Source organism: Streptomyces sp. S07_1.15 (genome assembly GCF_020739505.1).
Taxonomy (GTDB): domain Bacteria; phylum Actinomycetota; class Actinomycetes; order Streptomycetales; family Streptomycetaceae; genus Streptomyces; species Streptomyces xinghaiensis.
Genome location: NZ_JAJBZK010000001.1, coordinates 5,520,428 through 5,543,733 on the forward strand (window position 1 = coordinate 5,520,428; position 23,306 = coordinate 5,543,733).

The 23,306-nt window shown below is 73.4% G+C and carries 21 protein-coding genes, 1 other RNA gene and 2 pseudogenes; 16 read left to right on the forward strand and 8 right to left on the reverse strand.

Translation table 11 applies throughout. The features are described 5' to 3' along the window. Positions 1-43: 43 nt before the first annotated feature. The 3 genes from LIX60_RS23655 to LIX60_RS23665 are packed head-to-tail and all read left to right on the forward strand — an operon-like array spanning position 44 to position 2,900. The gene (locus LIX60_RS23655; protein WP_227960368.1) at positions 44-919 is read left to right on the forward strand and encodes a Nif3-like dinuclear metal center hexameric protein; all 876 of its coding nucleotides are present in this window, start codon (positions 44-46) and stop codon (positions 917-919) included. Beyond that, positions 916-1,659: a zinc ribbon domain-containing protein gene (locus LIX60_RS23660; protein ID WP_185831344.1), complete on the forward strand. Its 744-nt coding sequence runs from the start codon at positions 916-918 to the stop codon at positions 1,657-1,659. The genes LIX60_RS23655 and LIX60_RS23660 overlap by 4 nt, the downstream gene beginning before the upstream one ends. Before the next feature lie 5 nt (positions 1,660-1,664). Continuing rightward, positions 1,665-2,900 (forward strand): bifunctional RNase H/acid phosphatase, encoded by a 1,236-nt coding sequence (locus LIX60_RS23665; RefSeq protein ID WP_227960371.1) that lies wholly within the window; start codon positions 1,665-1,667, stop codon positions 2,898-2,900. Positions 2,901-3,022: 122 nt separating this feature from the next. Here the strand turns inward: LIX60_RS23665 and yaaA are convergent, their stop codons facing one another. From yaaA to LIX60_RS23685, 4 genes are all read right to left on the reverse strand, one after another. Beyond that, entirely contained in the window at positions 3,023-3,832 is an 810-nt protein-coding gene (gene yaaA, locus LIX60_RS23670; RefSeq protein WP_227960373.1) for a peroxide stress protein YaaA, read from the reverse strand. A 255-nt stretch (positions 3,833-4,087) separates the two neighbouring features. Further along, positions 4,088-4,372: a hypothetical protein gene (locus LIX60_RS23675; RefSeq protein WP_043462027.1), complete on the reverse strand. Its 285-nt coding sequence runs from the start codon at positions 4,370-4,372 to the stop codon at positions 4,088-4,090. 423 nt (positions 4,373-4,795) lie between these two features. Continuing rightward, a complete protein-coding gene (locus tag LIX60_RS23680; RefSeq protein WP_227960375.1) occupies positions 4,796-5,518 on the reverse strand; it encodes a hypothetical protein in 723 nt (240 codons plus the stop codon). Further along, positions 5,515-6,345 carry a MerR family transcriptional regulator gene (locus tag LIX60_RS23685; protein WP_227960377.1) on the reverse strand — a complete coding sequence of 277 codons (831 nt, stop codon included), beginning with the start codon at positions 6,343-6,345 and terminating at the stop codon, positions 5,515-5,517. The genes LIX60_RS23680 and LIX60_RS23685 overlap by 4 nt, the downstream gene beginning before the upstream one ends. Positions 6,346-6,532: 187 nt before the next feature. Between LIX60_RS23685 and LIX60_RS23690 the strand changes: the two genes are divergently transcribed. Further along, on the forward strand, positions 6,533-7,117 hold the full coding sequence (locus LIX60_RS23690) for a Uma2 family endonuclease (protein WP_227960379.1): 585 nt from the start codon (positions 6,533-6,535) through the stop codon (positions 7,115-7,117). A gap of 109 nt (positions 7,118-7,226) precedes the next feature. Then, positions 7,227-7,550, forward strand: a pseudogene (locus tag LIX60_RS31820) (hypothetical protein); the annotation flags it as partial. On the opposite strand, the gene LIX60_RS23700 reads toward LIX60_RS31820, so the two are convergent. After that, a complete protein-coding gene (locus LIX60_RS23700; protein WP_227960381.1) occupies positions 7,545-8,663 on the reverse strand; it encodes a sigma-70 family RNA polymerase sigma factor in 1,119 nt (372 codons plus the stop codon). The pseudogene LIX60_RS31820 and the gene LIX60_RS23700 overlap by 6 nt on opposite strands. Positions 8,664-8,898: 235 nt before the next feature. Between LIX60_RS23700 and rnpB the strand changes: the two genes are divergently transcribed. From rnpB to LIX60_RS23730, 6 genes are all read left to right on the forward strand, one after another. Beyond that, an RNA gene (gene rnpB, locus LIX60_RS23705) (RNase P RNA component class A) lies at positions 8,899-9,297 on the forward strand. A gap of 895 nt (positions 9,298-10,192) precedes the next feature. Next, complete coding sequence (locus tag LIX60_RS23710) at positions 10,193-11,233, forward strand: DUF4190 domain-containing protein (RefSeq protein WP_227962896.1); 1,041 nt, start codon at positions 10,193-10,195, stop codon at positions 11,231-11,233. Positions 11,234-11,518: 285 nt separating this feature from the next. Continuing rightward, positions 11,519-11,977: an Hsp20/alpha crystallin family protein gene (locus LIX60_RS23715; RefSeq protein ID WP_227960383.1), complete on the forward strand. Its 459-nt coding sequence runs from the start codon at positions 11,519-11,521 to the stop codon at positions 11,975-11,977. Between the two features lie 227 nt (positions 11,978-12,204). Beyond that, positions 12,205-12,345, forward strand: coding sequence for a hypothetical protein (locus LIX60_RS23720; protein ID WP_019709329.1), 141 nt, complete (start codon positions 12,205-12,207; stop codon positions 12,343-12,345). A gap of 149 nt (positions 12,346-12,494) precedes the next feature. Further along, complete coding sequence (flK, locus tag LIX60_RS23725; RefSeq protein WP_227960385.1) at positions 12,495-12,941, forward strand: fluoroacetyl-CoA thioesterase; 447 nt, start codon at positions 12,495-12,497, stop codon at positions 12,939-12,941. A gap of 561 nt (positions 12,942-13,502) precedes the next feature. After that, positions 13,503-15,128 (forward strand): alkaline phosphatase, encoded by a 1,626-nt coding sequence (locus LIX60_RS23730; RefSeq protein WP_227960387.1) that lies wholly within the window; start codon positions 13,503-13,505, stop codon positions 15,126-15,128. A 116-nt stretch (positions 15,129-15,244) separates the two neighbouring features. Here LIX60_RS23730 and LIX60_RS23735 read toward each other — a convergent pair. Continuing rightward, positions 15,245-16,241: pseudogene (locus tag LIX60_RS23735) on the reverse strand (Gfo/Idh/MocA family protein). Between the two features lie 70 nt (positions 16,242-16,311). Between LIX60_RS23735 and LIX60_RS23740 the strand changes: the two are divergent. From LIX60_RS23740 to LIX60_RS23755, 4 genes are all read left to right on the forward strand, one after another. Next, on the forward strand, positions 16,312-17,724 hold the full coding sequence (locus tag LIX60_RS23740; RefSeq protein WP_227960389.1) for a multidrug effflux MFS transporter: 1,413 nt from the start codon (positions 16,312-16,314) through the stop codon (positions 17,722-17,724). 147 nt (positions 17,725-17,871) lie between these two features. Beyond that, on the forward strand, positions 17,872-18,957 hold the full coding sequence (locus LIX60_RS23745) for a small ribosomal subunit Rsm22 family protein (protein WP_227960392.1): 1,086 nt from the start codon (positions 17,872-17,874) through the stop codon (positions 18,955-18,957). Positions 18,958-19,024: 67 nt separating this feature from the next. Continuing rightward, positions 19,025-19,627 (forward strand): TetR/AcrR family transcriptional regulator, encoded by a 603-nt coding sequence (locus LIX60_RS23750; RefSeq protein WP_227960394.1) that lies wholly within the window; start codon positions 19,025-19,027, stop codon positions 19,625-19,627. Positions 19,628-19,881: 254 nt separating this feature from the next. After that, a complete protein-coding gene (locus LIX60_RS23755) occupies positions 19,882-20,622 on the forward strand; it encodes a bifunctional DNA primase/polymerase (RefSeq protein WP_125626314.1) in 741 nt (246 codons plus the stop codon). A 57-nt stretch (positions 20,623-20,679) separates the two neighbouring features. On the opposite strand, the gene LIX60_RS23760 is transcribed toward LIX60_RS23755, so the two are convergent. Then, positions 20,680-21,654, reverse strand: a complete 975-nt coding sequence (locus tag LIX60_RS23760; protein WP_227960396.1) for a hypothetical protein — start codon at positions 21,652-21,654, stop codon at positions 20,680-20,682. Between the two features lie 319 nt (positions 21,655-21,973). Here LIX60_RS23760 and LIX60_RS23765 point away from each other — a divergent pair, with 319 nt between their 5' ends. After that, a complete protein-coding gene (locus tag LIX60_RS23765) occupies positions 21,974-22,714 on the forward strand; it encodes a CDP-alcohol phosphatidyltransferase family protein (RefSeq protein WP_227960398.1) in 741 nt (246 codons plus the stop codon). Here the strand turns inward: LIX60_RS23765 and LIX60_RS23770 are convergent. Further along, a complete protein-coding gene (locus LIX60_RS23770) occupies positions 22,668-23,138 on the reverse strand; it encodes an adenylyltransferase/cytidyltransferase family protein (protein ID WP_043462058.1) in 471 nt (156 codons plus the stop codon). The two genes, LIX60_RS23765 and LIX60_RS23770, sit on opposite strands and share 47 nt — an antisense overlap. Positions 23,139-23,306 lie beyond the last annotated feature (168 nt).

Sequence of the window (23,306 nt, forward strand, 5' to 3'; positions counted from 1 at the left end):
CCGGGGCGGGTCTGCCGGGTCCGGGTGCGGGTAGCCTTTGCCCGTGCCCGCACTGTCTGAAGTCATCGCCGCGCTCGACGCCCTCTGGCCCCCCGAGCGGGCCGAGGAGTGGGACGCCGTCGGGACCGTCTGCGGAGACCCCGACGCCCCCGTCCGGCGCGTGCTGTTCGCCGTCGACCCGGTGCAGGAGGTCGCCGACGAGGCCGTACGGCTCGGCGCCGATCTGCTCGTCACCCACCACCCGCTCTATCTGCGCGGGACGACGACGGTCGCGGCCACCACCTTCAAGGGCCGCGTCGTGCACACCCTGATCCGCAACTCCGTGGCGCTGCACGTGGCCCACACCAACGCGGACCGCGCCGACCCCGGTGTCTCCGACGCCCTCGCCGGCGCGCTGGACCTGCGGATCACCGGCCCGCTCGTGCCCGATCCGTCCGACCCCGAGGGCCGCCGCGGCCTCGGCCGGATCTGCGAGCTCGACGAGCCGGAGACCCTCGCCGAGCTCGCCGGCCGCGCCGCCGCCCGGCTGCCCGCCACCGCGCAGGGCATCCGGGCCGCCGGTGAGCCGGGCCGCGTGATCCGCACCGTCGCGGTCTGCGGCGGCTCCGGCGACAGCCTGTTCGCCGACGTGCGGCGCGCGGGCGCCGACGCCTACCTCACCGCCGACCTGCGGCACCACCCGGCGTCCGAGGCGCGCGAACACGCCCTGCACTCCGGGCGCGGACCGGCGCTGCTGGACGCCGCGCACTGGGCCACCGAGTGGCCCTGGACCGAGCAGGCCGCCGCCCAGCTCGACGAGATCTCCGACCGCCACGGGTGGGACCTGCGCACCCACGTCTCCCGTACGGTCACCGACCCCTGGACCGCCCACGCGGCGTCCGCCGACCCTTCCACCGACATCCCGGGAGCCCCGAACTGAACGCCGAGCCCGCCGACCAGATCCGCCTTCTCGACGTCCAGGCCCTCGACGTCCGGCTCTCGCAGCTCGCGCACAAGCGCAGGACGCTGCCGGAGCACGCCGAGATCCAGACCCTCGAAGCCGACCTCGCGCAGCTGCGCGACCTGCTGGTCGCCGCCCAGACCGAGGAGAGCGACACCGCCCGCGAGCAGACCAAGGCGGAGCAGGACGTCGACCAGGTGCGCCAGCGCGCCGCCCGGGACCAGCAGCGGCTCGACTCCGGCGCCGTCACCTCGCCCAGGGACCTGGAGAACCTCCAGCACGAGATCGTCTCGCTCGCCAAGCGCCAGGGCGACCTGGAGGACGTCGTCCTGGAGATCATGGAGCGCCGGGAGTCCGCGCAGGAGCGGGCCCGGGAACTGGCCGGGCGCGTCGAGTCCGTGGAGGCCAAGCTCACCGACGCCGCCACCCGCCGGGACAACGCCGTGGCGGAGCTCGACCAGGAGGTCGCGAGCCTCACCAAGGAACGCGAGGTGGTCTCCGCCTCCGTACCGGCCGATCTGATGAAGCTCTACGAGAAGCTCCGCGTCCAGCAGGGCGGGGTCGGCGCGGCCCGGCTCCACCAGCGGCGCTGCGAGGGCTGCCGGCTGGAGCTCAACATCACCGAGGTCAACGACGTCCGCGCTGCGGCGCCCGACCAGGTGCTGCGCTGCGAGAACTGCGGCCGCATCCTGGTCCGTACGCCCGACTCGGGGCTGTAGAGGCGATGAGCGGACGCAAGCGGCGCTTCATCGTCGAGGCCGACGGCGGCTCCCGGGGCAATCCGGGCCCCGCCGGCTACGGCGCGGTGGTCCTGGACGCGGCCACCGGCGAACCCCTCGCCGAGGCGGCCGAGTTCATCGGCACGGCGACCAACAACGTGGCCGAGTACCGGGGTCTCATCGCCGGACTGCGGGCCGCGCGCACCCTGGACCCGGACGCCGAGATCCAGGTGCGGATGGATTCCAAGCTCGTCGTCGAGCAGATGTCCGGCCGCTGGAAGATCAAGCATCCGGACATGCGGCCCCTGGCGGCCGAGGCCAAGACGATATTCCCCACCCCCGGGCAGGTCAGCTACACCTGGATCCCCCGGGAGAAGAACAAGCACGCCGACCGGCTCGCCAACGAGGCCATGGACGCGGGCAAGCGCGGCGAGCGCTGGAAGCCCTCGCTCTCCACGGCGGCCCTCGACGCCGGACCCCGGCCGGAGGCCGTCGCCGACTCCGCCGAACCCGAGGAACTGGAAGAGCTGTCCGATCGGGCCGGGGCGCCCGCCCCGGCCGGGCGGGCCGCCGCACCCGCCGTCCCGCCGGCCGGCTGGGCGGCCCCCGCCGACCTCGGTGCCCCCGCCACCTTCGTCCTGCTGCGGCACGGCGAGACCGCCCTCACCCCGGAGAAGCGCTTCTCCGGCAGCGGCGGCTCCGACCCCGGGCTGTCACCGGCCGGCCGCCGGCAGGCCGAGGCCACGGCGGCGGTCCTCGCCGCGCGCGGCACTGTCCAGGCGATCGTCAGTTCCCCGCTGCGGCGCTGCCGCGAGACGGCGGAGACCGTGGCCGCCCGGACGGGGCTCGACATCCGGGTCGACGAGGGCCTGCGCGAGACGGACTTCGGCGCCTGGGAGGGCCTGTCCTTCGCCGAGGTGCGCGACCGCTACCCGGAGGACCTCGACGCCTGGCTCGCCTCACCCCGGGCCGAGCCCACGGGCGGCGGGGAGAGCTTCGAGACGGTCGCCCGCCGGGTGGCCCGCTCCCGCGACAAGCTCATCGCGCGCCACGCGGGCCGCACCGTTCTGCTCGTCACGCATGTCACGCCGGTCAAGACCCTGGTCCGGCTGGCGCTGGGGGCGCCCCCGGAATCGCTCTTCCGCATGGAGCTGTCCCCGGCCTCCCTGTCCGTGGTGGCGTACTACGCCGACGGCAACGCCTCCCTGCGCCTGCTGAACGACACCGGCCACCTCCGCTGACCCGCACCGGGGCGGGCCCGCCCGGCTTCCCCCCGGGGGTCCGCCTCGCTGCCGGCGGCCGGACAGCGCTGGGCGCGGGGCCGGGCGGGGCCGGGTGGCGCTGCCCGTGCCGGGCGTGCCGCTCAGTGCACGTCGGTGACGATCACGTCCAGGGCCCAGGGCCTGCCGGTTCTGCCCGCCTTCGGTGCCGGCTGCACTTCGACGGTGTGGCCCAGCTCGCGCAGCGCATCGGCCAGTTCGGCCGGGTGCGCGGGCTCCACGCCCGCGACCAGCAGATCCCGGACGATCCTGCCCTTGGTGGCCTTGTTGAAGTGACTCACCACGGAGCGCTTCTCCACCTCCTTCACGGTCTTCGAGTGCAGCACCCGGACCGTGGCGGTCCGCTCCGCCACCGCGCCCTTCGGCTTCCAGGCCGTGGCATACGCCGCCGAGCGGAGGTCGAGGACCAGGCCCTCACCGGCGGCCTCCGGCAGCACCTCCGCCATCGGGCCGCGCCAGTACGCCCCCAGCGCCCCCAGGCCGGGCAGCTTCACCCCCATCGAACACCGGTAGGACGGGATCTGGTCGCCGGTCCGCAGCGCGCCCCAGAGCCCCGAGAACACCAGCAGGGTCCGCTCCGCCCGGGCCCGGGCGGCGGCGTCCAGGGAGGCGAGACCCAGGGCGTCGTAGAGGACGCCGGTGTAGATCTCGCCCGCCGGCCGGGTCCCGGCGGTCAGCAGAGCGGCGTTCTTCGCGACCTCGCCCCGCAGCCCTTCGCCTATCCCCAGGACGGTGCGGGCCTTCTCCTCGTCCGCCCCGCACAGCTCCACCAGCTCGCGCAGCACCTCGCCGCGGGCCGCCGAGAGCCCCGGCAGCGACAGCGAGTCCAGGTCCAGCGGGCCGCCGGACCCGCCCGCGGCCTTACCTTCGGACGGCGGCAACAGCACGAGCACGGCGGAACTCCTCGCAGGGACTCACGGCAGCGGGGCGGATACGGCTACGGATGGTCACGGAACCGGCCGGGTATCCCCGCAACGGAACGACCGGCTCCGATCCGAGCTTAGAACCCGTCCCGAACGCCCCCGCCGGGACCCCGGAGCCGGGCGGCGGCCAAGCACCGGTGTCGCCACGGGGCCGGGCCGGCCACGGGGCGCGCGGGATGTCCGGAGCGGTGCGGCCCGCTGGAGAGGCCGGACCACACGCCCGGGTCAGCCCCCGGATGTCCGGCCGAGCCGGAAGGGCCCGGCCGCCCCGGGCCCGAACATCACCGGCAGTTGGTTGCCCGCCGGTACCAGCACGATCGGCTCCTCCCGGTACTCCCGGAGGAAACACTCCAGGGGCTCCCAGATCAGCGTCCGGTAGCCGGCCTCCGTCTGCTGCGGGGCGAACGAGAGGGACAAGGACTCGCCTTCGGACTCCCCGTCGGTCACGCTGACGGCCTCCACCGGGAGCCATTCCCCGCCGACCCACGCTTCGAGGCGTATGTAGTCCATGGCGCAAGCCTGCCCTGGCTCACCCTCTGTTCGCACCTCGGCCGGGGATCGGTTCGGCCTCGGTCGGGTCCCGGGCGGGACTCATTGCCGTGACCACCCCGGCCTCCTGGGCTGTTTCCCCTTCAGCCGGAGCCGGAGCCGGAGCCGGAGCCGGAGCCGGAGCCGGAGTCCGGAGCCGGAGACCCGGCGGGCGCCGGGACCGGCGGTCGCTCCGGGGCCGCCGCGCCCCGGGCGGGGGTCACGGCCGCGCGTTCACCCTCCGTGGCGCCCCTTGGCCGGAGCGCGGCCACCGCCGCCCGTGGATCGTCCGCGTGGAACCGTATGAGCCGGGCCCGGACCGGCTTTCCGAAAGGCCGCACGGCCGTCACCGGCGCGGTCAGCTCCACTGTGACGGAGGTCTGGCTGTCCACGATCAGGTCCAGGTCACCGGCATCGCCGACCCGCAGCAGCCGGCCGTCCGTGTACCGCCTCTCGTAGCGGACCGAGGCGATCAGTCCCGCCGGTATCCGCAGATCGAAGAGCGCGCCGTAGCGGACACGGAGTGAGCCGTCCGCACCGACCACATGGGGACGGGTGACAGTAGGCGTGCAGCCCCACCATCATCAGCACCCCGTACAGCCCCAGCACCAGCAGAACCGTGTGGACAACGGGCCAGGGGACGACCAGCGCCAGCACCACCGTCTCGATGACGGAGGCGAGCGTCAGCAGGAACATCATCGGAGCCTGGCACCGGGCGTAACCGACGGCCCGGGCGCCCGGGCCCACTCCGTGGCTCCGCCGGGCCGCCCAGAGCACCAGGCTCACCATCGCCCGCGCCTCGTGCGCCACCAGCCGCCGCGCGAGCGGAGGCACCACCTGCCGTACGGCCCGGCGCAGGGCGGGGCCGCGCTCCTCCCCGGCGCGACGGGCCCGACGGTAGCGGCGGGCCGTCACGACCACCCCCGCGGTGAGCGCTGTGAGAACCAGCGCTTCGACGGCGAGCACCACCGGCCACGGAAACCGCACCCCGGCGACGAGGCACACCAGGACCGTCACCTCGCCCACCACGACGGTGCCCGCACCCCACCGCCGCCACCGCACGGTCCGGCCGCCGTCCGCTCTCTCCGAGGCCGGAGCCGCCGCTCCACCCGTGCCGTCCCCGTTCATGTCTGTTCCTTCCGCTCGGTGAGAAGAGTCATCGCCCGCCGCAGCGCCGCCGCCCGGGCGGGGCCGAGACTTTCGAAGAGGGCGTCCATGAAGCCTTCGGGCGGTCCGCCGGGGGCTCCGCCCGCGCCCTCGCCCGGCGGCCCGCCCGCCGCCGTCAGCTCGGATATCGCCTCGCGCGGCAGACAGCCGGCCAGCGCCTGCGCGGCGAGCTCCACGCGGGGGTCCGATGGATCGGCATCCGCCAGCTCGTCCAGCAGCGCGTACATCTCGTAGGCGCGCTCGGCCGCCTGTGGAGCCGCCACCATCTCGCGGACGAACCGCGACAGCCGGCGCCGTTCCTCCGGGCCGGAGCCGGGGGTTTCCAGGAGCGCCAGAACCTCCCGGTCCATGGCGGCCGTGCGCGACTCCGGGCCCGGCAGGGCCGCGGACACCCGGGCCATCTCCTCGAACAGGGCGCCCAGCTCCGGGGAGACCGGCCCCTCCGGCGGCAGGCCGCCACTCTCCCGGGCCTGCCGCAGCAGCACCCCCAAACGCTCGCGCCGGGCGCGGATCGCCGCCTCCTGCCGCGCGAGATCGGCGTCCAGCTCCTCCAGCACCTCGCGCAGCTCCCGTCCCGCGTCGTCCGCGAGGACGTCCCGCACCTCGTCCAGGCCGAGCCCCAGCTCCGTCAGCCGTCGTATCCGCGCGAGCCGCACCGCGTCCCGCAGCGCGTAGACGCGGTAGCCGTTGGCGCGCCGCCCGGGCTCCGGCAGCAGGCCGAGATGGTGGTAGTGGCGCACGGTCCGGGTGGACACCCCGGCCAGCGCGGCAAGCTCTCCGATCCGCATGCCACCCATCCAAAACGTTGACGCTGCGACAAGGTCAAGCGCGGCTGTGCCCGGCCGGTCCGGCGCGGTGCTGATCGTGGCAACCCGGCGTTCGCGTGTGCCACGATCGGGGGAAGTAACCCCTTCGTGCAGGGATGCGGCCCCCTCCGCTCCCTACCGTGGCGGCGAGACAGGGAAGGTGCGTGACATGAGCGCCATGGCGCATGAACACGAGCCGCTCACGCAGGAAGAAGTCCTGCTGGAGGGCTTCTTGGCCCTGGACACGCCGGAAGGCTTCCGGGCCGAGCTGATCGAGGGGGAGATCGTTGTGACGCCGCCGCCGGAGGGGGCCCATGAAGCGAACATCAGCCGGATCATCAGGCAGGTGGCGCGCCGCTCCGCGGTGGACATGGACGTGTCCGGCAACAAGGGCCTCATGCTCCCCCGCGCCGGACAGTGCGTGAAGAACCATGTCATCCCCGACCTGACCTTCGCCGAGGCACGGGTGGGGCTGTTCGACGACGCGGAAGCGTGGATGCCCTGTGGCGAGGTGGCCATGGTCGTCGAGGTGACCTCGACCCGCGCCGACCGCGACCGCACGACCAAGCGCCACTGCTATGCGCGGGGTGGTATCCCGCTCTACCTGCTGGTCGACCGTGAGAAGTGTTCCGTGACGCTCTTCAGCGAGCCGGGGGAGGGCGACTACCGGCAGGTGTGCACCGTGCCCTACGGGAAGCCCATCACCCTCCCCGCGCCCTTCTCCTTCGACCTGGAGACGGGCGACTTCGTCTGAGCCGTGCTCCGGCCGGTGCGGGACCGGGGACCGGGGGGGGCGGATCCCGATGAGTTCCGCATGGTCCGGCCGTCTGTCCTCCTGTGAAGCCCGCGACAGGAGGATGCCGATGCCCCGTTCCGATCCGTCACCGGCCGCGTCCTCCGGGCACGGCCGGCCGCCCGGAAGACCGCGCCCCGCGCCCGGCGGGCCACCGGGCACGGTCGTGCTGACGCTTCCCGGCACGGTCGCCCGCGGAGAGGTACCCGCGCTCTGTACGCGGTTGCAGAGCCTCCTGGGACGGAGTGAGGGGACCGGTGGAGTCCCCGGCCACGAGGGGCCGCTCACGGTCGTCCTCTGCGACGCCGGTGCCGTCACCCGGCCCGATCTGGCGACCGTGGAAGCCCTGGCCCGGCTGCGGCTCACCGCCCGGCGGCTCGGGTGCCGGTTACGGCTGCGGAACGCCGGGCCGGAACTGCTGGCCCTCCTCCACCTCCTCGGTCTGGATGCCGTTCTCGGGGCCCGGGGTGCTGCCGTCGGGGCCGAGCCGCGGGGGCAGGCCGAAGAGGGGGAAGAGGTGCGGGGTGTCGAGGAAGGCGTTGAGCCCGGTGATCCGGCCGTCTGAGATCTCGATGACCTGGAGCGCCCAGGGCTCGTAGCCGTGGCCGTCGGCGGCGGGGCGGTACTGGCCGAAGGCGGGGCAGCCGTTGGCGGTGACCGGGAGCAGCCGGGAGCCGCGGCAGCCGATTCCGGTGCCCAGCATCCAGGCGCGGATCTCGGCGTGACCGCGCAGCCACAGCGGGTACGGCGGCATGGAGAGGCGTGCGTCCTCGTGGAGCAGGGCGGTGAGCGCGTCGAGGTCGTAGCGCTGGAAGGCGTCGACATAGCGCTCCAGCAGGGCCCGCTGTTCCTCGTCGAGGGGGCGGACCGTCTCGGTGGCGTCCGCCCCGGTGGCCTCGATGGTCGAGCGGGCCCGCTGCAGGGCGCTGTTGACCGAGGCGACCGTGGTGTCCAGCAACTCCGCGATCTCGCTCGCCTTCCAGGCCAGCACCTCCCGGAGGATCAGCACGGCCCGCTGCCGGGGCGGCAGATGCTGGAGCGCGGCCACGAAGGCCAGCCGGACCGTGTCCCGCGCCACCGCCACATCGGCCGGGTCACCGCCGGACTCCAGGACCCGGCCGTCGGGGGCCGGCTCGACCCAGGCGGTCTCCGGCAGGGCCTCGGGAAGCGGTGTGCTCGCGGGCTGGGGGGAGGAGAGGTCCATGGGGCGGGCGCGGCGGTTGTTCCCCTTCAGAAGATCCAGGCAGACGTTGGTGGCGATGCGGTAGAGCCAGGTGCGGAGCGACGCGCGGCCCTCGAAGCGGCCGAGGCCCTTCCAGGCGCGGACCATGACCTCCTGGACGGCGTCCTCGGCGTCGAACGCCGAGCCCAGCATCCGGTAGCAGTAGCCGGTCAGCTCCACCCGGTGCCGCTCCAGCCGCTCCTCGGCCGCGGGCCCGCCGGGCCCCGCGGCCTCACTGGCCGTCGCCGTACCGGCCTTTCCGTACGTTGCCACGAGATCACTCACCGAGACTCACCTCACACCGCACCCGGACACCGCTTCCGACCGGCTTCTCCGGTCACGGGGGACACAGTAGGAGGGGGGTCTGACAACGGGCCCGAGCCGCAGACGCCGGCGGAGAGGTCCGGCCGTGGAACCCGCGGCACGTTCGGGCGCCGGGCAGCGGACGGCGGCGGTGGAGGGCCGGCCGCCTGCCGGGCACGGCAACGTGCCTGGTCGGCTACCATGGCGACACGGCAGGCGAGCCGGGCGGACGGCCGCGTGGAGCCCACTGGGCTCCCCGAGGAACGTCCGGACTCCACAGGGCAGGGTGGTGGCTAACGGCCACCCGGGGTGACCCGCGGGAAAGTGCCACAGAAAACAGACCGCCGGGGATCTCGGTCCTCGGTAAGGGTGAAACGGTGGTGTAAGAGACCACCAGTGCCCAGGGTGACCTGGGCAGCTTGGTAAACCCCACCCGGAGCAAGGTCAAGAGGGGACACCCCGGTGTCCCTGCGCGGACGTTCGAGGGCTGCCCGCCCGAGTCCGCGGGTGGACCGCACGAGGCCGGTGGCAACACCGGTCCCAGATGGATGGCCGTCTCCCCGGCCGCCGCGAGGCGACCGGGCGACAGAATCCGGCGTACAGCCCGACTCGTCTGCCTTCATGGCCCTGATGCGGGCGTTGACCCGGAGCGGTTCAGGATGAACCGGGGCAGTTCATCCTTCGTGGGTGCGGGAGGCGGCTCCGGCCTCCCGCACCGACTCCCGTATTCGGAGGCCTGCAATGGGTCTGGCAGTTCAGACAGGCGACCCCGGATTGTTCCCATTTTTCTTCGCCGGAATCTGTGGCATCGGCCTGCTTGTCATGGGGTATGTGTTCGTCGCGAATCCTGGAGGCCGTGGCGATCGAATAACTCGGATGTGGATCAACGCATCGCCTTTTCGTTGTTCCTCACGGTGTACGTGCTGCGTGTGCACGGTGGAGACCGGCTGTGCTGTGGCGGCAGGCGCGGCGTCGGCGTACGGAATTGTTCGTTGGATCACCGGGGCCTGCTACGAGGCCGCGCTGCTGCGGGCGATGGCCGCGTTTCTCGTCACCGCGATCGCGGTGTGCTCGCTCGTTGATGCGGTGGCCGGGCACCGTGAGCCCCGGTCGGACCGGAGAGCTCCCGCCCGTCGCGGTCGGATATCCGGGGAGATTCCTGCATCGCGTCCTTCAAGTGGTCGTTAACCGCGTCGACTTGGCGCGTTCCCGTCGGGGGGAGGCCATGCGTGGGGACCAAGGGGCTTCGGAGGAACCGCAGCCCGGACTGGACAGACCGAGTGCCGATGGGTAGACAAGCACGCGAATCTTCTGGCCGGGCGGGTTGATCCGGGTCGACGAGCCGACTGCGAGGAGCTTCGTCTGCTGCTGCCGCCGGGTCCACCACCCATCTCCGCACCGGATGGGAAGGGGCTCAATGACCGGAAGGTTGATTCTTCGTGCCCGTTCCGCCGCCTGCGTATCCACATCAGCCGCTGCCGCCGCCCGGGCCCGGACAGCAGTGGTATCCGATGCCCCCTCCCGCGCCGCCGGCACTGAATCCCTTGGCGGTTACCGCGCTGGTGACGTCACTGCTGTGTCTTGCTCCGCTTGGTCTGATATTCGGCATCGTCGCGCTGGTGCAGATTTCCCGAAAGAAGCAGCGGGGCAAGGGCCTTGCGATTGCCGGGATCTCCATTTCCGGGGCGGTGCTTGCGCTGGTCGGTATCGCCGTCGCGGTGGCCGACTTCAGGGTCTGGACCCTGCCCGCCCGGGACGACACCGGCGAGGTCGCGAAGCGGGGCTGGACCACGGTCCACTCGGTCGAGGTCGGTGACTGCTTCAATCCGGGCGACTGGCTGCCGGGACGGGACACACCGCGGCTGGCCGACGCGAACGTGGAACTGGTCCCGTGCGACGCTTCGCACCGGGGCGAGGTGTATGCCACCTTCGAGCTCGCCGGGGAGAGGGAATTCCCGGGGCGCGACGAGATCGCGGCGGTCGCGTGGTCGCGCTGCGCGAGGCTCTACCTCGACTACTCGATGGATCCGGTGGCCTTCGGCCGTCTGCAGAGCTACTACTTCTATCCGGAGCAGCGGGACTGGGACGCCGGCCGGCGCACCGTGCTGTGCTGGGTGGCGCGTCCGGGCGAGGCCGAACTCGACACGTCGGTACGGCGGGACGCGTCCCATCTCGAACCCGCGCAGCTGGCCTATCTCTCGGCGCTCAAGCCGCTGAACGCCGAGGCCGTGCTCCGTCCGGTGAAGAGCCCGCGGCAGGACCTTGCCGGTGCCAGGAAGTGGGCCGGTCGCATGGCCGAGGCGCAGGCCGAGACCATCCGGCTGCTCAAGGACGCCGATCTGCCCGGCGCGGAGCGGCCGGCGGGGAAGCTCGTGGCGGAACTCGAAGCGGGGTTGCCGTTCTGGCGGCAGGCGTCCCGGGCGTCCGACACGGACGGCTTTCTCGAGCGTCTGCGCTCCGTGGAGAAGCACGACGGGGAAGCGTACCGCCGCGAGATTCGTGGCCGGCTGGACCTTCCCCTGGCCCCGGCCGAGTCGGCCGAGCGGGCCTAGCGGAGCCGGAGCCGCTGTCCCGCCGGCCGTCCCGGAGCGGGCGGTCGCGGTCGGCCGGCGGCCCGGGCTGCCGGGTACCGCGCGGCGCGCGGCTGCCGGGGCCCTGCGGGATGAGTTCCCGGTCGTGCGCGCCGGGGTTCGGGCGCCGGGGTCCGGAAGGCGTGAGGGTGAGACCGGGATTGAACGGGGCGTACAGGGTGACTCGTGGGATACCGGTCATCCGGAGGTCGCGGGGTCTCCGGGCTGCCCGGGGCCTATAACTCTTCAGGAAAGGTGATGATCGGAATGACGCTTCCCGTCCGCCACCGCACGGCCGCACCGAGCTGGGGGCCGTTCCGCGAGTTCGAGGAGCTGTACGACCGGATGGGCCGGCTGCTCGGCGGCGGCTTCCCCCCGGCCGGTGAGCTCGCCGAGAGCGGCATGTGGTCGCCCCTGGCCGACATCGAGGAGAGCGACGACGGCTACACGGTGGACCTGGAGCTCCCCGGGGTCGGCAAGGACCAGATCATGATCGAGGCCATGGAGTCCCAGCTGATCGTCCGCGGTGAGGTCGAGGAGAAGGAGCGCAAGGGAGTGCTCCGCCAGCAGAGCCGCCGCTACGGACGGTTCGCCTACCGCTGGAGCCTGCCGGCGGACGCCGATACGGACAACATCACCGCCGAGCTGGCCGACGGCGTGCTCGGCGTGCGCATTCCGAAGACCGAGAACGCCAAGCGGCGCCGCCGGGTGAAGATCAAGGGCTGACCGCCGGAACGGCAGTCCGTCCGGCCGGGCCCGTCCGCCGCCTCCTCCCGGCGCGGTGGACGGGCCCCGGCGTGCCCGGTCGCCCGGACCCGGTTCTCTCACGTTCCGCTCGCCGCATGCTGCGCGAGGTGAACGCCGAGTCCGTGATGTGGACCGGTGGTGGCCCTCTTTGCCCCGTTTCCTTTAGATGGACGCACCATTTCCGGTGCGGGAGGGATCCATCCGCCATGAGCCAGCATGTGCACGTCCGCCTCACGAAGGACCTCGGCGTTTCCGAGCGGGGTGAACTCATCGAGGAGTCCTACTGCCGGTGCGGAGCGCAGTGGGCGCGGCTGCTCACCGTGGAGCAGGGCGAATCCGAGCAGTGACCGGAGGTCCCGGCTCCGTACGGCCTGCCTGGGGCGGGTAGGCCCGGCGGGCGCTTCCGCCCGTCGGCGCGCTGTGCCATATTGGGGCGTCCGCCGCCGTGCCGCGGGACCGGGAGGACGGGGCGGATGCCCCCGGCGAGGAAGAGGCGATGAGGGACGGTCTGCGCGTCGGTGAGATCTTCACCCACAGCTATGTCGTGCCGCCGGACAAGACAGTGCGGCATCTCTATCCCGAGTCCCCGGAATTCGCCGAATTCCCCGAGGTGTTCGCCACCGGATTCATGGTCGGGCTCATGGAGTGGACCTGCGTCCGGGCGCTGACACCCCATCTCGAACCCGGCGAGGGAAGCCTGGGCACGGAGATCCGCGTCACGCACACGGCCGCGACTCCGCCGGGGCTGACCGTCACCGTCACCGCCGAACTGCTCAGCGTGGAGAAACGGCGGATCCGCTGGCGGGTCACCGCGCACGACGGCGTCGACGCCATCGGTTCCGGAACCCATGAACGCGCCGTGGTGACGCTCGACCGGTTCACGGCGGGAATGCGGGAGAAGCTGGCCCGGGGCACAGCCGCCGGACCGGCCGTTTCCCCGTAACACCGGCTCCCGGGGCCGGTTTCCGCCGGGGCGTTCCGGCCCGTCCCGCGCCGCCGTGACGTCCCGCACACGGGGTGTGAACAACACGCACGCATCTTTCCGTGCGCACACCCTGTCTTCCGGCCGCGATGCGCGGTTCACTCTGACCACGGGTCGCCGCCCCCCGCCCAGCGGCCCGCCCCGCTCCGCCCCCGGTCGCACCTCCTCCCTCCGCGCGACGGGGGCGGGGCCATGCCCGCGCCCGTACCGCGCCTCGCCCGTCCGCCCTCCGCTCCGCCCGTACGCCCGGCGCCCGGGCCCGCCGAGCCCAGCGGGCGCGCTCCTGGCAGCCGGCGCGTGCAGCCCTCCCGCACGGCCCGGCCGTCCGCACGCCCGGCCTCCCCGCACGCCCGGCCGCTCGCCCCGCCTCGCAGCGCCCTCGGCGGACGTAATGCGGCCGATCGCCCCAGTCGGGGGCGAAGCTCATCCGACGGCCATGTGGGCGTTGTGCACACGACAACGGTCCGCCGTTCCCCGCCGCCACTGTCTTCCCGACACCAACCCACGTCAGGGGAGGGCCACATGACGTCCACGTTCCACGAGCGGGAACTCCGGGCCGCCGCCGCACACCTCGGCCGCCGCCGCTTTCTCACCGTGACCGGAGCCGCCGCCGCACTCGCCTTCGCCACCAACCTGCCGGGCAGCTCCCAGGCCGCGGAGCTGGACGCCCGCCGGGCGCTCGCGGCCGATCCGTTCACCCTCGGAGTCGCGTCCGGCGATCCCCGGCCCGGTTCCGCCCTGCTGTGGACGCGGCTCGCCCCCGAGCCGTACACACCCGACGGCGGAATGCCGGAGGCCAGAGTCGAGGTCTCCTGGGAGGTGGCGCGCGACGAGCGGTTCACCCGGATCGTCCGGCGCGGCACGGCCACGGCCCACCCCGAGTACAACCACGCCCTGCACATCGAGGCGGACGGCCTCGAACCGGACCGGGTGTACTGGTACCGCTTCCGCGCCGGGGACCACGTCAGCCCGGCCGGCCGCACCCGCACCGCGCCCGCCGCGGGCGCCCGGATCACGGACCTCAGGCTCGCCGCCGTCTCCTGCCAGGCCTACCACCAGGGCTACTTCACCGCCCTCGGGCACCTCGCGGACGAGGAGCTGGACGTCGTCTTCCACCTCGGCGACTACCTCTACGAGTACGCCGTGAACGCCGTGGGCGGCGCCCGCGCCTACACCGACCGCACCCTGCCCGCGCACTTCAACCGGGAGACCGTCAGCCTCGACGACTACCGGATGCGCTACGGCCTCTACAAGTCCGACCCGGACCTGATCGCCGCCCACGCCGCCCACCCCTTCGTCGTCACCTGGGACGACCACGAGACCGAGAACAACTATGCCGACGACGTCCCCGAGAACGGCGTGCCGCCGGAGGAGTTCCTGATCCGCCGCGCCGCCGCCTACCGCGCGTACTGGGAGAACCTCCCGCTGCGCGCCCCCCAGCGCCCCAACGGCGCCGACATGCGGCTCTACCGGCGGCTGACGTTCGGCAAGCTGGCCCAGTTCGACATCCTCGACACCCGCCAGTACCGCTCCGACCAGGCCTACGGAGACGGCTGGAAGGCCCCCGGCCCCGAGTCCGAGGACCCCTCGCGCACCCTCACCGGCTCCGCCCAGGAGCGCTGGCTGCTGAGCGGCTGGCGCGCCTCGCGGGCCCGCTGGAACGTCGTGCCGCAGCAGGTCACCTTCTCCCGGCGGCGCAGCAACTCCACCGACGACTACACGGTCAGCATGGACGCCTGGGACGGCTACCCCGCCTCCCGCGAACGGGTGCTGGCCGGGGCGGAGTCGGCCGGGGTGGAGAACCTCGTCGTCCTCACCGGTGACGTGCACGTCGGCTACGCGTTCGACATCAAACGGGACTTCGACCGCCCCGAGTCCCGCACGGTCGGCACCGAGTTCGTCGCCACCTCCCTCAGCAGCGGCGGCGACGGCGCGGACCAGCCGGCCAACTACCGGCGCTACATGGACGCCAACCCGCACATGCGCTTCTACAACGGGCGGCGCGGCTACGTCACCGTCACGCTGGACGAGGAGAAGGCCCGCGCGGACTTCCGCACTCTCCCCGCGGTGACGACCCCGGGGGCGCCGATCGCCACGGCGGCGTCCTTCGTCACCGAGTCCGGCGCGCCGGGCCTCCGGGAGGTCTGACGGTCCCGGCCGCGGCCCCGTCCCGCCGGCTCCCGGGCGGGACGGGGCCGCCGCGGGTCCCGGCGGCGGGGGCCCGGCGGCCGGGACCCGTCAACCCCCTGCCGACCCGGCCCCGTTCACTCCTCGCCGGGGTAGCGGACGCCGATCCGCCCGCGCACCGCGTCCAGCGTGCGCATCACGGCCAGGGTCCCGTCCAGCGGCACCAGCGGCGACTCCTTCTCGCCCGCCCGCAGACAGCGCATGACCTCGGCCGCCTCGTGCTGCATCCCGCTGTGTTCGCTCCGCACGGTGATCTCCTCCGGCTCGCGGCCGGGCCGGTGCAGCACGCACAGTCGCGGGTCGAAGAAGCCGCGCGGGAACTCGATCCGGCCGGCCGTTCCCGTCACGGCGGCCGTCATCGGGGTGTCCGCGGTGATCGAGCAGCTCAGCATCCCCACCGCGCCCGAGTCCCAGCCCAGCAGGATGCCGGTGTTGGCGTCCACGCCCTCCGGGGTGAGCTGGGCCCGCGCCTGGACGTCGTCAGGTTCGCCCAGCAGGAGCTGCGCGAACGCCACCGGGTAGACGCCGAGGTCGAGGAGCGCGCCGCCGCCCTGCGCCGGGTCGCGCATCCGGTGGCCGGCGTCGAACGGGCCGGTGATGCCGAAGTCGGCGTGGACCGCCCGCACCTCCCCGATGGCGCCGTCCCGCACCAGCCGCAGCATCTCCAGCACCACGGGATTGCAGTAGGTCCACATGGCCTCCATCAGGAAGCGGCCGCGGGAGCGGGCCAGGTCCACCAGCTCCGCGGCCTCGGCCGCGTTCAGCGTGAACGGCTTCTCGCAGAGCACCGCGCGCCCCGCCTCCAGGCAGAGCCCGGCCGCCGCCCGGTGCGCGGCGTGCGGCGTGCGGCGTCGCCACGTACACCACGTCCACCCCGGCGTCCCCGGCGAGCTCGGCCCAGCTCCCGTACGCCCGCGGGATGCCGAAGCGCTCGGCGAAGGCCTCGGCCGGGCCCGCGCTGCGGGAGGCCACGGCGGCGATCTCCGCGTCCGGCAGTCTCCGTACCTGCTCGGTGAAGGTGGAAGCGATCCCGCCCGTTGCCAGAATGCCCCACTTGATCTGATCCATGACCATCCCCGCCTGATGTCGGCCGCACTGATGCTGAGAGGATATGGGAGCGATTTCAACAGCGATGGAGAGGCTTATGCGGAAGAGCGGCCCGGCCGGTGACCGGCGGATCCCCCGGCAGCGGTCCCGTCCCGCCCGCGGCGCCGGGAGCGCCCGCGGCGCGGCGGCGGCCGGACAGCGGCGGACGAGCCTGCTGGTCACCCTGATCCTCGGCGGAATGACCGCCGTGCCGCCGCTCTCCATGGACATGTACCTCCCGGCGCTGCCGGAGGTCGGCCGCTCCCTCGGCAGCTCCGCGGCGACGGTCCAGCTGACCCTCACCGCCTGCCTCGCCGGCCTGGCGCTCGGTCAGCTCGTCATCGGGCCGATGAGCGACCGCTGGGGGCGCCGCCGCCCGCTGCTCGCCGGCATGGTGGTCTATGTGATCGCCACCGCGCTCTGTGCGCTGGCCCCCGGCTCCGGGGTGCTCATCGCCCTGCGGCTGGTGCAGGGGCTGGCCGGCTCGGCGGGCATCGTGATCGCCCGCGCCGTGGTCCGCGACCTGTACGACGGCAACGCGATGGCCCGCTTCTTCTCCACCCTGATGCTGATCTCCGGGGTCGCCCCGATCATCGCCCCCGTGGTCGGCGGGCAGGTGCTGCGGATCACCGACTGGCGCGGGGTGTTCGTCGTCCTCACCCTGATCGGGGCCGCGATCACCTTCGCGTCCTGGCGGTGGCTGGGCGAGACCCTGCCGCCGGAGCAGCGGCACGGCGGCGCGGCCCTCGGCGGCACCCTCCGCACGATGCGCGGGCTCCTCGCCGACCGGGTCTTCACCGGCTACATGCTCACCAGCAGCTTCGCCTTCGCCGCCCTCTTCGCCTACGTCGCCGCCTCCGCCTTCGTGGTCCAGGAGATCTACGGCGCCTCCCCGCAGATGTTCAGCCTGCTGTTCGGGATCAATTCCGTCGGCCTGATCGGCGTCAGCCAGATCAACGGCAAGATCCTCGTCGGACGCGTCAGCCTGGACAAGGTGCTCGCCTTCGGCCTCGCCGTGATCACGGCGGCCGCGACCGCCCTGCTGCTCATGACGAGCGGGGTGTTCGGGGCGGTGGGGCTGGTGCCGGTGGCGTCCGCCCTCTTCGTGCTGATGTCCGCCATGGGTCTGGCGATGCCCAACACCAACGCCCAGGCGCTGATGCGCACCCGGCACGCCGCCGGTTCCGCCTCCGCGCTGCTGGGCACCAGCACCTTCCTCGCCGGGGCCGTGGCCTCGCCGCTGGTCGGCATCGCCGGCGAGGACACGGCCGTGCCGATGGCGGTGGTGCAGCTGGTCTGCGCGCTGGCGGCCGTCCTGTCCTTCCTGCTGCTGTGCCGCCCGTGGCGGCGCCGGGAGACTCCGCCGCCGACGGAGGCCGTGGCCGAGCCGGAGCGCCGGGAGGACACGGAGCGCCGGGACGGTACCGAGCGCCGGGAGGACACGGAGCGCCGCGAGGGAGCGGAGAGCTGAGCCACCTCGGACCGCGGCCCGGCAGGCCCGGCAGCCCGGACCGGGCGGGGGCGGCCCCGCGGAGGTTGCGCCGCCTCGCCGAGGGAGTCCGGGAGAGCCCGGCCGCCGTGGTCCCGGTGGTCCGTCCGACCGCCTAAAATCGGCCGGATGTACGCCTCCCCCTCCCACCCGGCCGAGGCCGCCTCCGTCGGCGACGGTCTGCGGGCCGGGCTCGCGCACCTGCTCGACGGGCTGCCGCCCCGGCAGGCCGCGCGGGCCGTCGAACGGCTGATCGCCACCTACCGCGGACGCACCCCCACCGACGCCCCGGTGCTCCGCGACCGGTCGGACGTCACCGCGTACGCCGCGTACCGGATGCCCGCGACCTTCGAGGCCGTGAACTCCGCGCTCGCCGCCTTCCGCGCGAGCGTCCCCGGCTGGGAACCGGAGAGCCACACCGACATCGGCGGCGGCACCGGTGCCGCGGTCTGGGCGGCCGAGGCCAACTGGCCCGGCGGGAACCGCCGCACCACCGTGCTCGACTGGGCGGAGCCCGCCCTGGCCCTCGGCCGCGAACTGGCCGGGTCCGCCGGCCCCGCCGGGCTGCGCGCGGTGGAGTGGCGGCGTGCGGTCATCGGTGACGGGCTGCGGCTGCCGGAGACCGGCCTGGTCACGGTCTCGTACGTACTGGGGGAGCTGACCGGCGCGGACCGCGCCGCGGTGGTCGGCGAGGCGGCCCGCGCGGCGCGGACCGTGGTCCTCGTCGAACCGGGCACCCCGGAGGGCTATCTCCGGCTGCGCGAGGCCCGGGAGCGGCTCATCGCGGCCGGGCTGCGGATCGCCGCGCCCTGCCCGCACAGCGCGGCCTGCCCGATGGAGCCGGGCCGGGACTGGTGCCACTTCGCGGCCCGGGTCGGCCGGTCCGCGCTGCACCGCCGCGTCAAGGGCGGCTCCCTGCCGTACGAGGACGAGAAGTTCGCCTATGTGGCGGCCACCCGCCTCCCGGCCCCGGCGCCGAACGCGGAGACGGGCGCGGAGACGGATGGGCAGGCGCCCGCCGGTCCGGCCGTCCCGCGCGTCGTGCGCCACCCGCAGATCCGCAAGGGGCAGGTGCTGCTGGACCTGTGCACACCGGAGGGGACCCTCCGCCGGGAGACGGTCACCAAGCGGCACGGCGCCGGCTACCGCCGGGCGCGCGACACCGCCTGGGGTGACACCTGGCCCCCGCCGCCCGCCGCTCCCGGGGCGGACTGACGGGGCCGGCCGCCCGAGGCGGTTCGGGGTGAAATATGCCGCCTCGCCCGACTGCTAGATTCTCGCCATGGCCGAACCTCGCAGCCCGCAGACCTCCCGCCGCAGCGAACGCTCCCGCCGCGCCATTCTCGACGCCGCTCTCGAACTGGTCGCCGAGACCGGATTCGGCAAACTCACCATCGAGGCCATCGCGGCCCGTGCGGGCGTCGGCAAGCAGACGATCTACCGCTGGTGGCCGTCCAAGGCGGCGGTACTGTTCGACTCCTTCCTCGCCCTCGGTGAGGACGCGGGCGGGATCGCCCTCCCCGACACGGGTGATCTGGAGGCCGACCTCAAGCAGGTCATGCGGGCCACGGTCGACGAGCTCAACGACCCCCGCTACGACCTGCCGAGCCGGGCGCTCGCCGCCGAGAGCCAGAACGACCCGGTGCTGGCGGCCGAGTTGACGGCCAAGGTGCTCGAACCGCAGCTCGCCGCCTACGAGGAGCGGCTGCGCAGCGCCCAGCGGGCCGGCGACATCGCGGAGGGCACGGATCTGCGGGTGGCGCTGGAACTGCTCGTCGGGCCGCTGCACCACCGCTGGATGCTGCGGACCCGTCCGCTGACCCACGCCTTCGCGGACACCGTCGTCGCGATGGTGCTGCGCTCGCTCGCTCCCCCCGCGCGCTGACGGAACGGCCGCCCCGCGCCATCGCCGGGGGGCGGATGGGGCAGCCGTGGCGGGGGGAGACGGGGCGGGGGCGGGGCGGACCCGGCCGCCGGCCTGTGAGCATGGAGACAGCGGCGGAACGGAATATCCGGACATCAGTGCTCATGGCAGGCCACAAGGCGGGGAACGGCGGGTACCCCGGATGTGAACACCGGCCACCTCGCGCCCCGGAAGGTGGCAGCATTGACCGGGCAACGGTCGAAGTGAGGGGATCGATGGAACGCGAAAAAGGGTTCTCCCAATGGCTGCGCCGCCGCCCGCGAGGTGGGGCGCGGGGCCGTACGGCCGCCGAGGCGGCGGCCGCGGACCGTGAGAACCTGCTGCTGGCGGCCGTGGCCGCGGGCTTTCCCCTGGCGGAGGCCGCCCACCCGGAGGGGTACGGCTGCTCCTGCGACCGGATCGGCTGCCCCACACCCGGCCGGCACCCCGTCTCCTTCGCCTGGCAGACCCAGGCGACCACCGATGCCGAGAAGATCCGCAAGCTGCTGCACGACCGTCCGCAGGCCAACTTCATCACGGCCACCGGCATCGACCACGACGTGCTGGACGTCCCCGCCGAGGCCGGGCTCCAGGCCCTGGAGCGGCTGGAGGCCGAGGGGGTGGAGGTCGGACCGGTCGCGGAGAGCGGCGACGGCGGCCCGCTCGGCCGGGTGCTCTTCTTCACGGCCACCCGCGGCAAGCCCGAGGACGAGGACGAGTGGTGGCCCTGCGAGCTGGACTGCCACCCCGAGACCATGGACGAGCATCCCGGACTGCGCTGGCACTGCCGGGGCAGCTATGTGCTCGTACCGCCCGCCGCGCTGCCCGCCGGGGGTTCGGTGCGCTGGCTGCGGGGGCCGGAGCGGCCGCTGCCCGATCCGCTGACGCTGCTGGAGGCGCTGACGGACGCCTGCGCCCAGTACGCGGACGGGGCGGGCGCGGGCCAGGAGGCCCCGGCCTGGCCGATGGGCCGCTGACCGGCACAGCCGCGGGCACCGGCACCGGCCCGTGGGGCGGGTGCCGGCGCGCGGAGGTCAGCCGCCGCGCGCCGCGGTCAGGCCCTCCAGCCGGTTGAGGAAGACGACCTTGCCGCCGTCCTCCTTCGGCGGAATGCTCACCGCCGACTGCGATATCCGCACCAGGGTGAGGCTCTTCTCGGCCTTCCCGGTCAGCAGGGCGTTGGCCTTCTGATCGTTGATCTTGTTGATGGTGAAGCCCTCGGCCATCGTCTGCTTCTGCGTGTGGTGCGCGGCGAAGAAGGCGAGCGCACCGCCGTCCTCCGTGCGGAGGGCCACGGTGCGGTACTGCGGCGGCCGGGCCGGCTGGTCGGCGAACTGGGTCCAGTACTTGGGGGTCTTGCTCTCCCGCTTGCGGTACGCCAGCTGGGCGGAGGTGGCGTAGCCGTCGCCGAAGAGCTCCCCCTTGCCCGAGCCGAGATAGTCGGTGTACGTCTTGCTGATCTTCGCCGGGTCCGTGACCAGGGCGGAGCCGCGGCCGCCGGTCACCGGCTCGGCGTAGCCGTCCTCGTCGACCGCGAACTCCGGCACCTCGTCCCGGCTGAGGATCGACAGATACGCGGCCTTCCACGGGTCGTCGAGAGCGCTCCGGGTGAAGACGAGGAGCCAGCGGTTGTCGTCGCGGTTGCTGTCGGTGTCGGCGACGAAGAACTTCGGCCAGCCGGCCTGCCGGGGGATGGCGAAGCGCGCGTCCGTCAGCTTGAGCGGCGGGTAGTCGGGCAGGCCGTCCGGGTTCTTCACCCGGCGGGCCTTGAGGTCGGCCTCTCCCATGGTCTGGAGGGCGCCGGTCTCCACCCGGGCGCCGAGGGCCGGGTCGAGCTCGCGGTTGGCCCGGTTGTAGCCGTCGGTGAACCGCTGGAGCGCCTTGGCGGCCTCGGCCTTCGTCACGGCCGGTACCACCGCGCGTTCGCCGTGCACCGTCACGCAACCCGTCAGCGTCAGCAGTGCTGTGGCCGACAGGACCGCCGTCACCTGCGGCAACCTGCGTCTCATGGGGCTCGATGCTCCTTCGGACTGCTCGATTCGGCGCAACCCTACCGGGCGGGGGGCCGGCGCCGGGCGGGGATCACGTTCCACCGCCCCCGCGGGTCGCGGTCCGCGGGTGCACCGGTAACTGGTGGAACGCACCACGGCGGTGGGAGGTTCAACCTCCGCCGGACGTCCCGCGAGAGCGCGGCGGAGCCCGGGCACCCGCGGCGGGGGCGCGGCGGGGCGGCGCCCGTCCGCGGGCGGCGGACGGTTGTCCGCGGCGCGTGCCATCATGCACGGTGCGTGGGTGACCGCCCACCGGGGTGTGCTCTCGTCTGGGGGGATGATGGCCGGGACTGCGGAGTCGGGGTACGCGGCGGCGCTGCGTGAGCTGCGCGGGGCGCAGAAGACGGCGAAGGGGGTGTCGCTCTACTCCCGTTACGTCAACCGACCCGCCGGGCGGATCCTCGCCGCGGCGGCGTACCGGGCCGGGCTGACCCCGAATCAGGTCACGTTGATCAGCGCGGCGTTCAGCTTCGCGGGGGTGGCGGCGCTCGCGCTCGTCCGGCCCTCCTGGGGGCTGGCCGCGGCCGTCTGGGCGGCTCTGGTGGTGGGGTTCGCGCTCGACTCGGCGGACGGCCAGCTGGCCCGGCTGCGCAAGGAGAGCAGTCCGGCGGGGGAGTGGCTCGACCATGTGGTGGACGCGGCGAAGATCGCCGCGCTGCACGCCGCCGTGCTGATCTCCTTCCACCGGTTCTTCGACCTGCCCGGGCCGGGCTGGCTGCTGGTGCCGCTGGGCTTCCAGTCCGCCGCCCTGCTGATCTTCACGGGCGGGCTGCTGGCCGACAAGCTCAAGCCGCGGGGCGCGGCGCCGGCCGGTGCTCCGGCTCCGGCCCCCTCACGGCTGCGGGCGGTGGCGCTGCTGCCGGTGGACTACGGCGTCTTCTGCGCGGTGTTCCTGTTGCTCGGCAGCGAGCCGGTCTTCCTGGCCGCCTATACGGCCCTGTTCGTCGTGCACGCGCTCTTCCTGGTGGCCTTCATGGCGAAGTGGTTCCGGGAGCTGAGCGCGATACGCCCGGTGTGACGGGCTGCGCCAGGGTGTCGAGGGCGCGCCGCAGCTGGGTGCTGGAGGTGTGGACGGTGTACGGGAAGTAGACGACCTCCACGCCCACGGTCGCGAAGTCCCGTTCCAGCTGGTCGCCCTTGGGCGTGCCGCGCCAGTCGTCGCCCTTGAAGATCTTGTCGAAGCGGACCTGCTGCCAGGTCTCCAGCTTGTCCGGCACGGTCTCGACGAACGCCGCGTCGACGAAGCGGATGGAGCGGATGATCTCCAGCCGCTCCACCAGCGGGACCACGGGCGTCCGGCCTTTGGCCAGTTCCGCCATCTCGTCCGAGACCACTCCTGCGATGAGATAGTCACATCGGGCCCGTGCGTGTCTCAGGATGTTGAGGTGACCCACGTGGAACAGATCGTAGACACCCGGTGCATAACCGACGGTGTGCGTCATGCGGTGGTACCCCCCTTCACGGCGCGCTCCCCAGCGCGCCGCTGTCGACGATAGCCGGATGCGGGGGTCGTGCACGGTCGGATTGCGAAAGGCCAACTAACAGAGAAGAAAGCCACGTTGCAGTAATGAACAGCTAGGGTTGCTGCCATTCGACTCCGGGGGGAGGAG

Excerpts from the sequence above, each read along its gene's own strand:
- LIX60_RS23665 (WP_227960371.1), top strand. The coding sequence starts at position 1,665 with ATGAGCGGACGCAAGCGGCGCTTCATCGTCGAGGCCGACGGCGGCTCC.
- LIX60_RS23675 (WP_043462027.1), bottom strand. The coding sequence starts at position 4,372 with ATGGACTACATACGCCTCGAAGCGTGGGTCGGCGGGGAATGGCTCCCG.
- LIX60_RS23680 (WP_227960375.1), bottom strand. The coding sequence starts at position 5,518 with ATGAACGGGGACGGCACGGGTGGAGCGGCGGCTCCGGCCTCGGAGAGA.
- LIX60_RS23685 (WP_227960377.1), bottom strand. The coding sequence starts at position 6,345 with ATGCGGATCGGAGAGCTTGCCGCGCTGGCCGGGGTGTCCACCCGGACC.
- LIX60_RS23690 (WP_227960379.1), top strand. The coding sequence starts at position 6,533 with ATGAGCGCCATGGCGCATGAACACGAGCCGCTCACGCAGGAAGAAGTC.
- LIX60_RS23710 (WP_227962896.1), top strand. The coding sequence starts at position 10,193 with ATGCCCCCTCCCGCGCCGCCGGCACTGAATCCCTTGGCGGTTACCGCG.
- LIX60_RS23715 (WP_227960383.1), top strand. The coding sequence starts at position 11,519 with ATGACGCTTCCCGTCCGCCACCGCACGGCCGCACCGAGCTGGGGGCCG.
- LIX60_RS23720 (WP_019709329.1), top strand. The coding sequence starts at position 12,205 with ATGAGCCAGCATGTGCACGTCCGCCTCACGAAGGACCTCGGCGTTTCC.
- flK (WP_227960385.1), top strand. The coding sequence starts at position 12,495 with ATGAGGGACGGTCTGCGCGTCGGTGAGATCTTCACCCACAGCTATGTC.
- LIX60_RS23730 (WP_227960387.1), top strand. The coding sequence starts at position 13,503 with ATGACGTCCACGTTCCACGAGCGGGAACTCCGGGCCGCCGCCGCACAC.
- LIX60_RS23740 (WP_227960389.1), top strand. The coding sequence starts at position 16,312 with ATGCGGAAGAGCGGCCCGGCCGGTGACCGGCGGATCCCCCGGCAGCGG.
- LIX60_RS23745 (WP_227960392.1), top strand. The coding sequence starts at position 17,872 with ATGTACGCCTCCCCCTCCCACCCGGCCGAGGCCGCCTCCGTCGGCGAC.
- LIX60_RS23750 (WP_227960394.1), top strand. The coding sequence starts at position 19,025 with ATGGCCGAACCTCGCAGCCCGCAGACCTCCCGCCGCAGCGAACGCTCC.
- LIX60_RS23755 (WP_125626314.1), top strand. The coding sequence starts at position 19,882 with ATGGAACGCGAAAAAGGGTTCTCCCAATGGCTGCGCCGCCGCCCGCGA.
- LIX60_RS23760 (WP_227960396.1), bottom strand. The coding sequence starts at position 21,654 with ATGAGACGCAGGTTGCCGCAGGTGACGGCGGTCCTGTCGGCCACAGCA.
- LIX60_RS23765 (WP_227960398.1), top strand. The coding sequence starts at position 21,974 with ATGATGGCCGGGACTGCGGAGTCGGGGTACGCGGCGGCGCTGCGTGAG.
- LIX60_RS23770 (WP_043462058.1), bottom strand. The coding sequence starts at position 23,138 with ATGACGCACACCGTCGGTTATGCACCGGGTGTCTACGATCTGTTCCAC.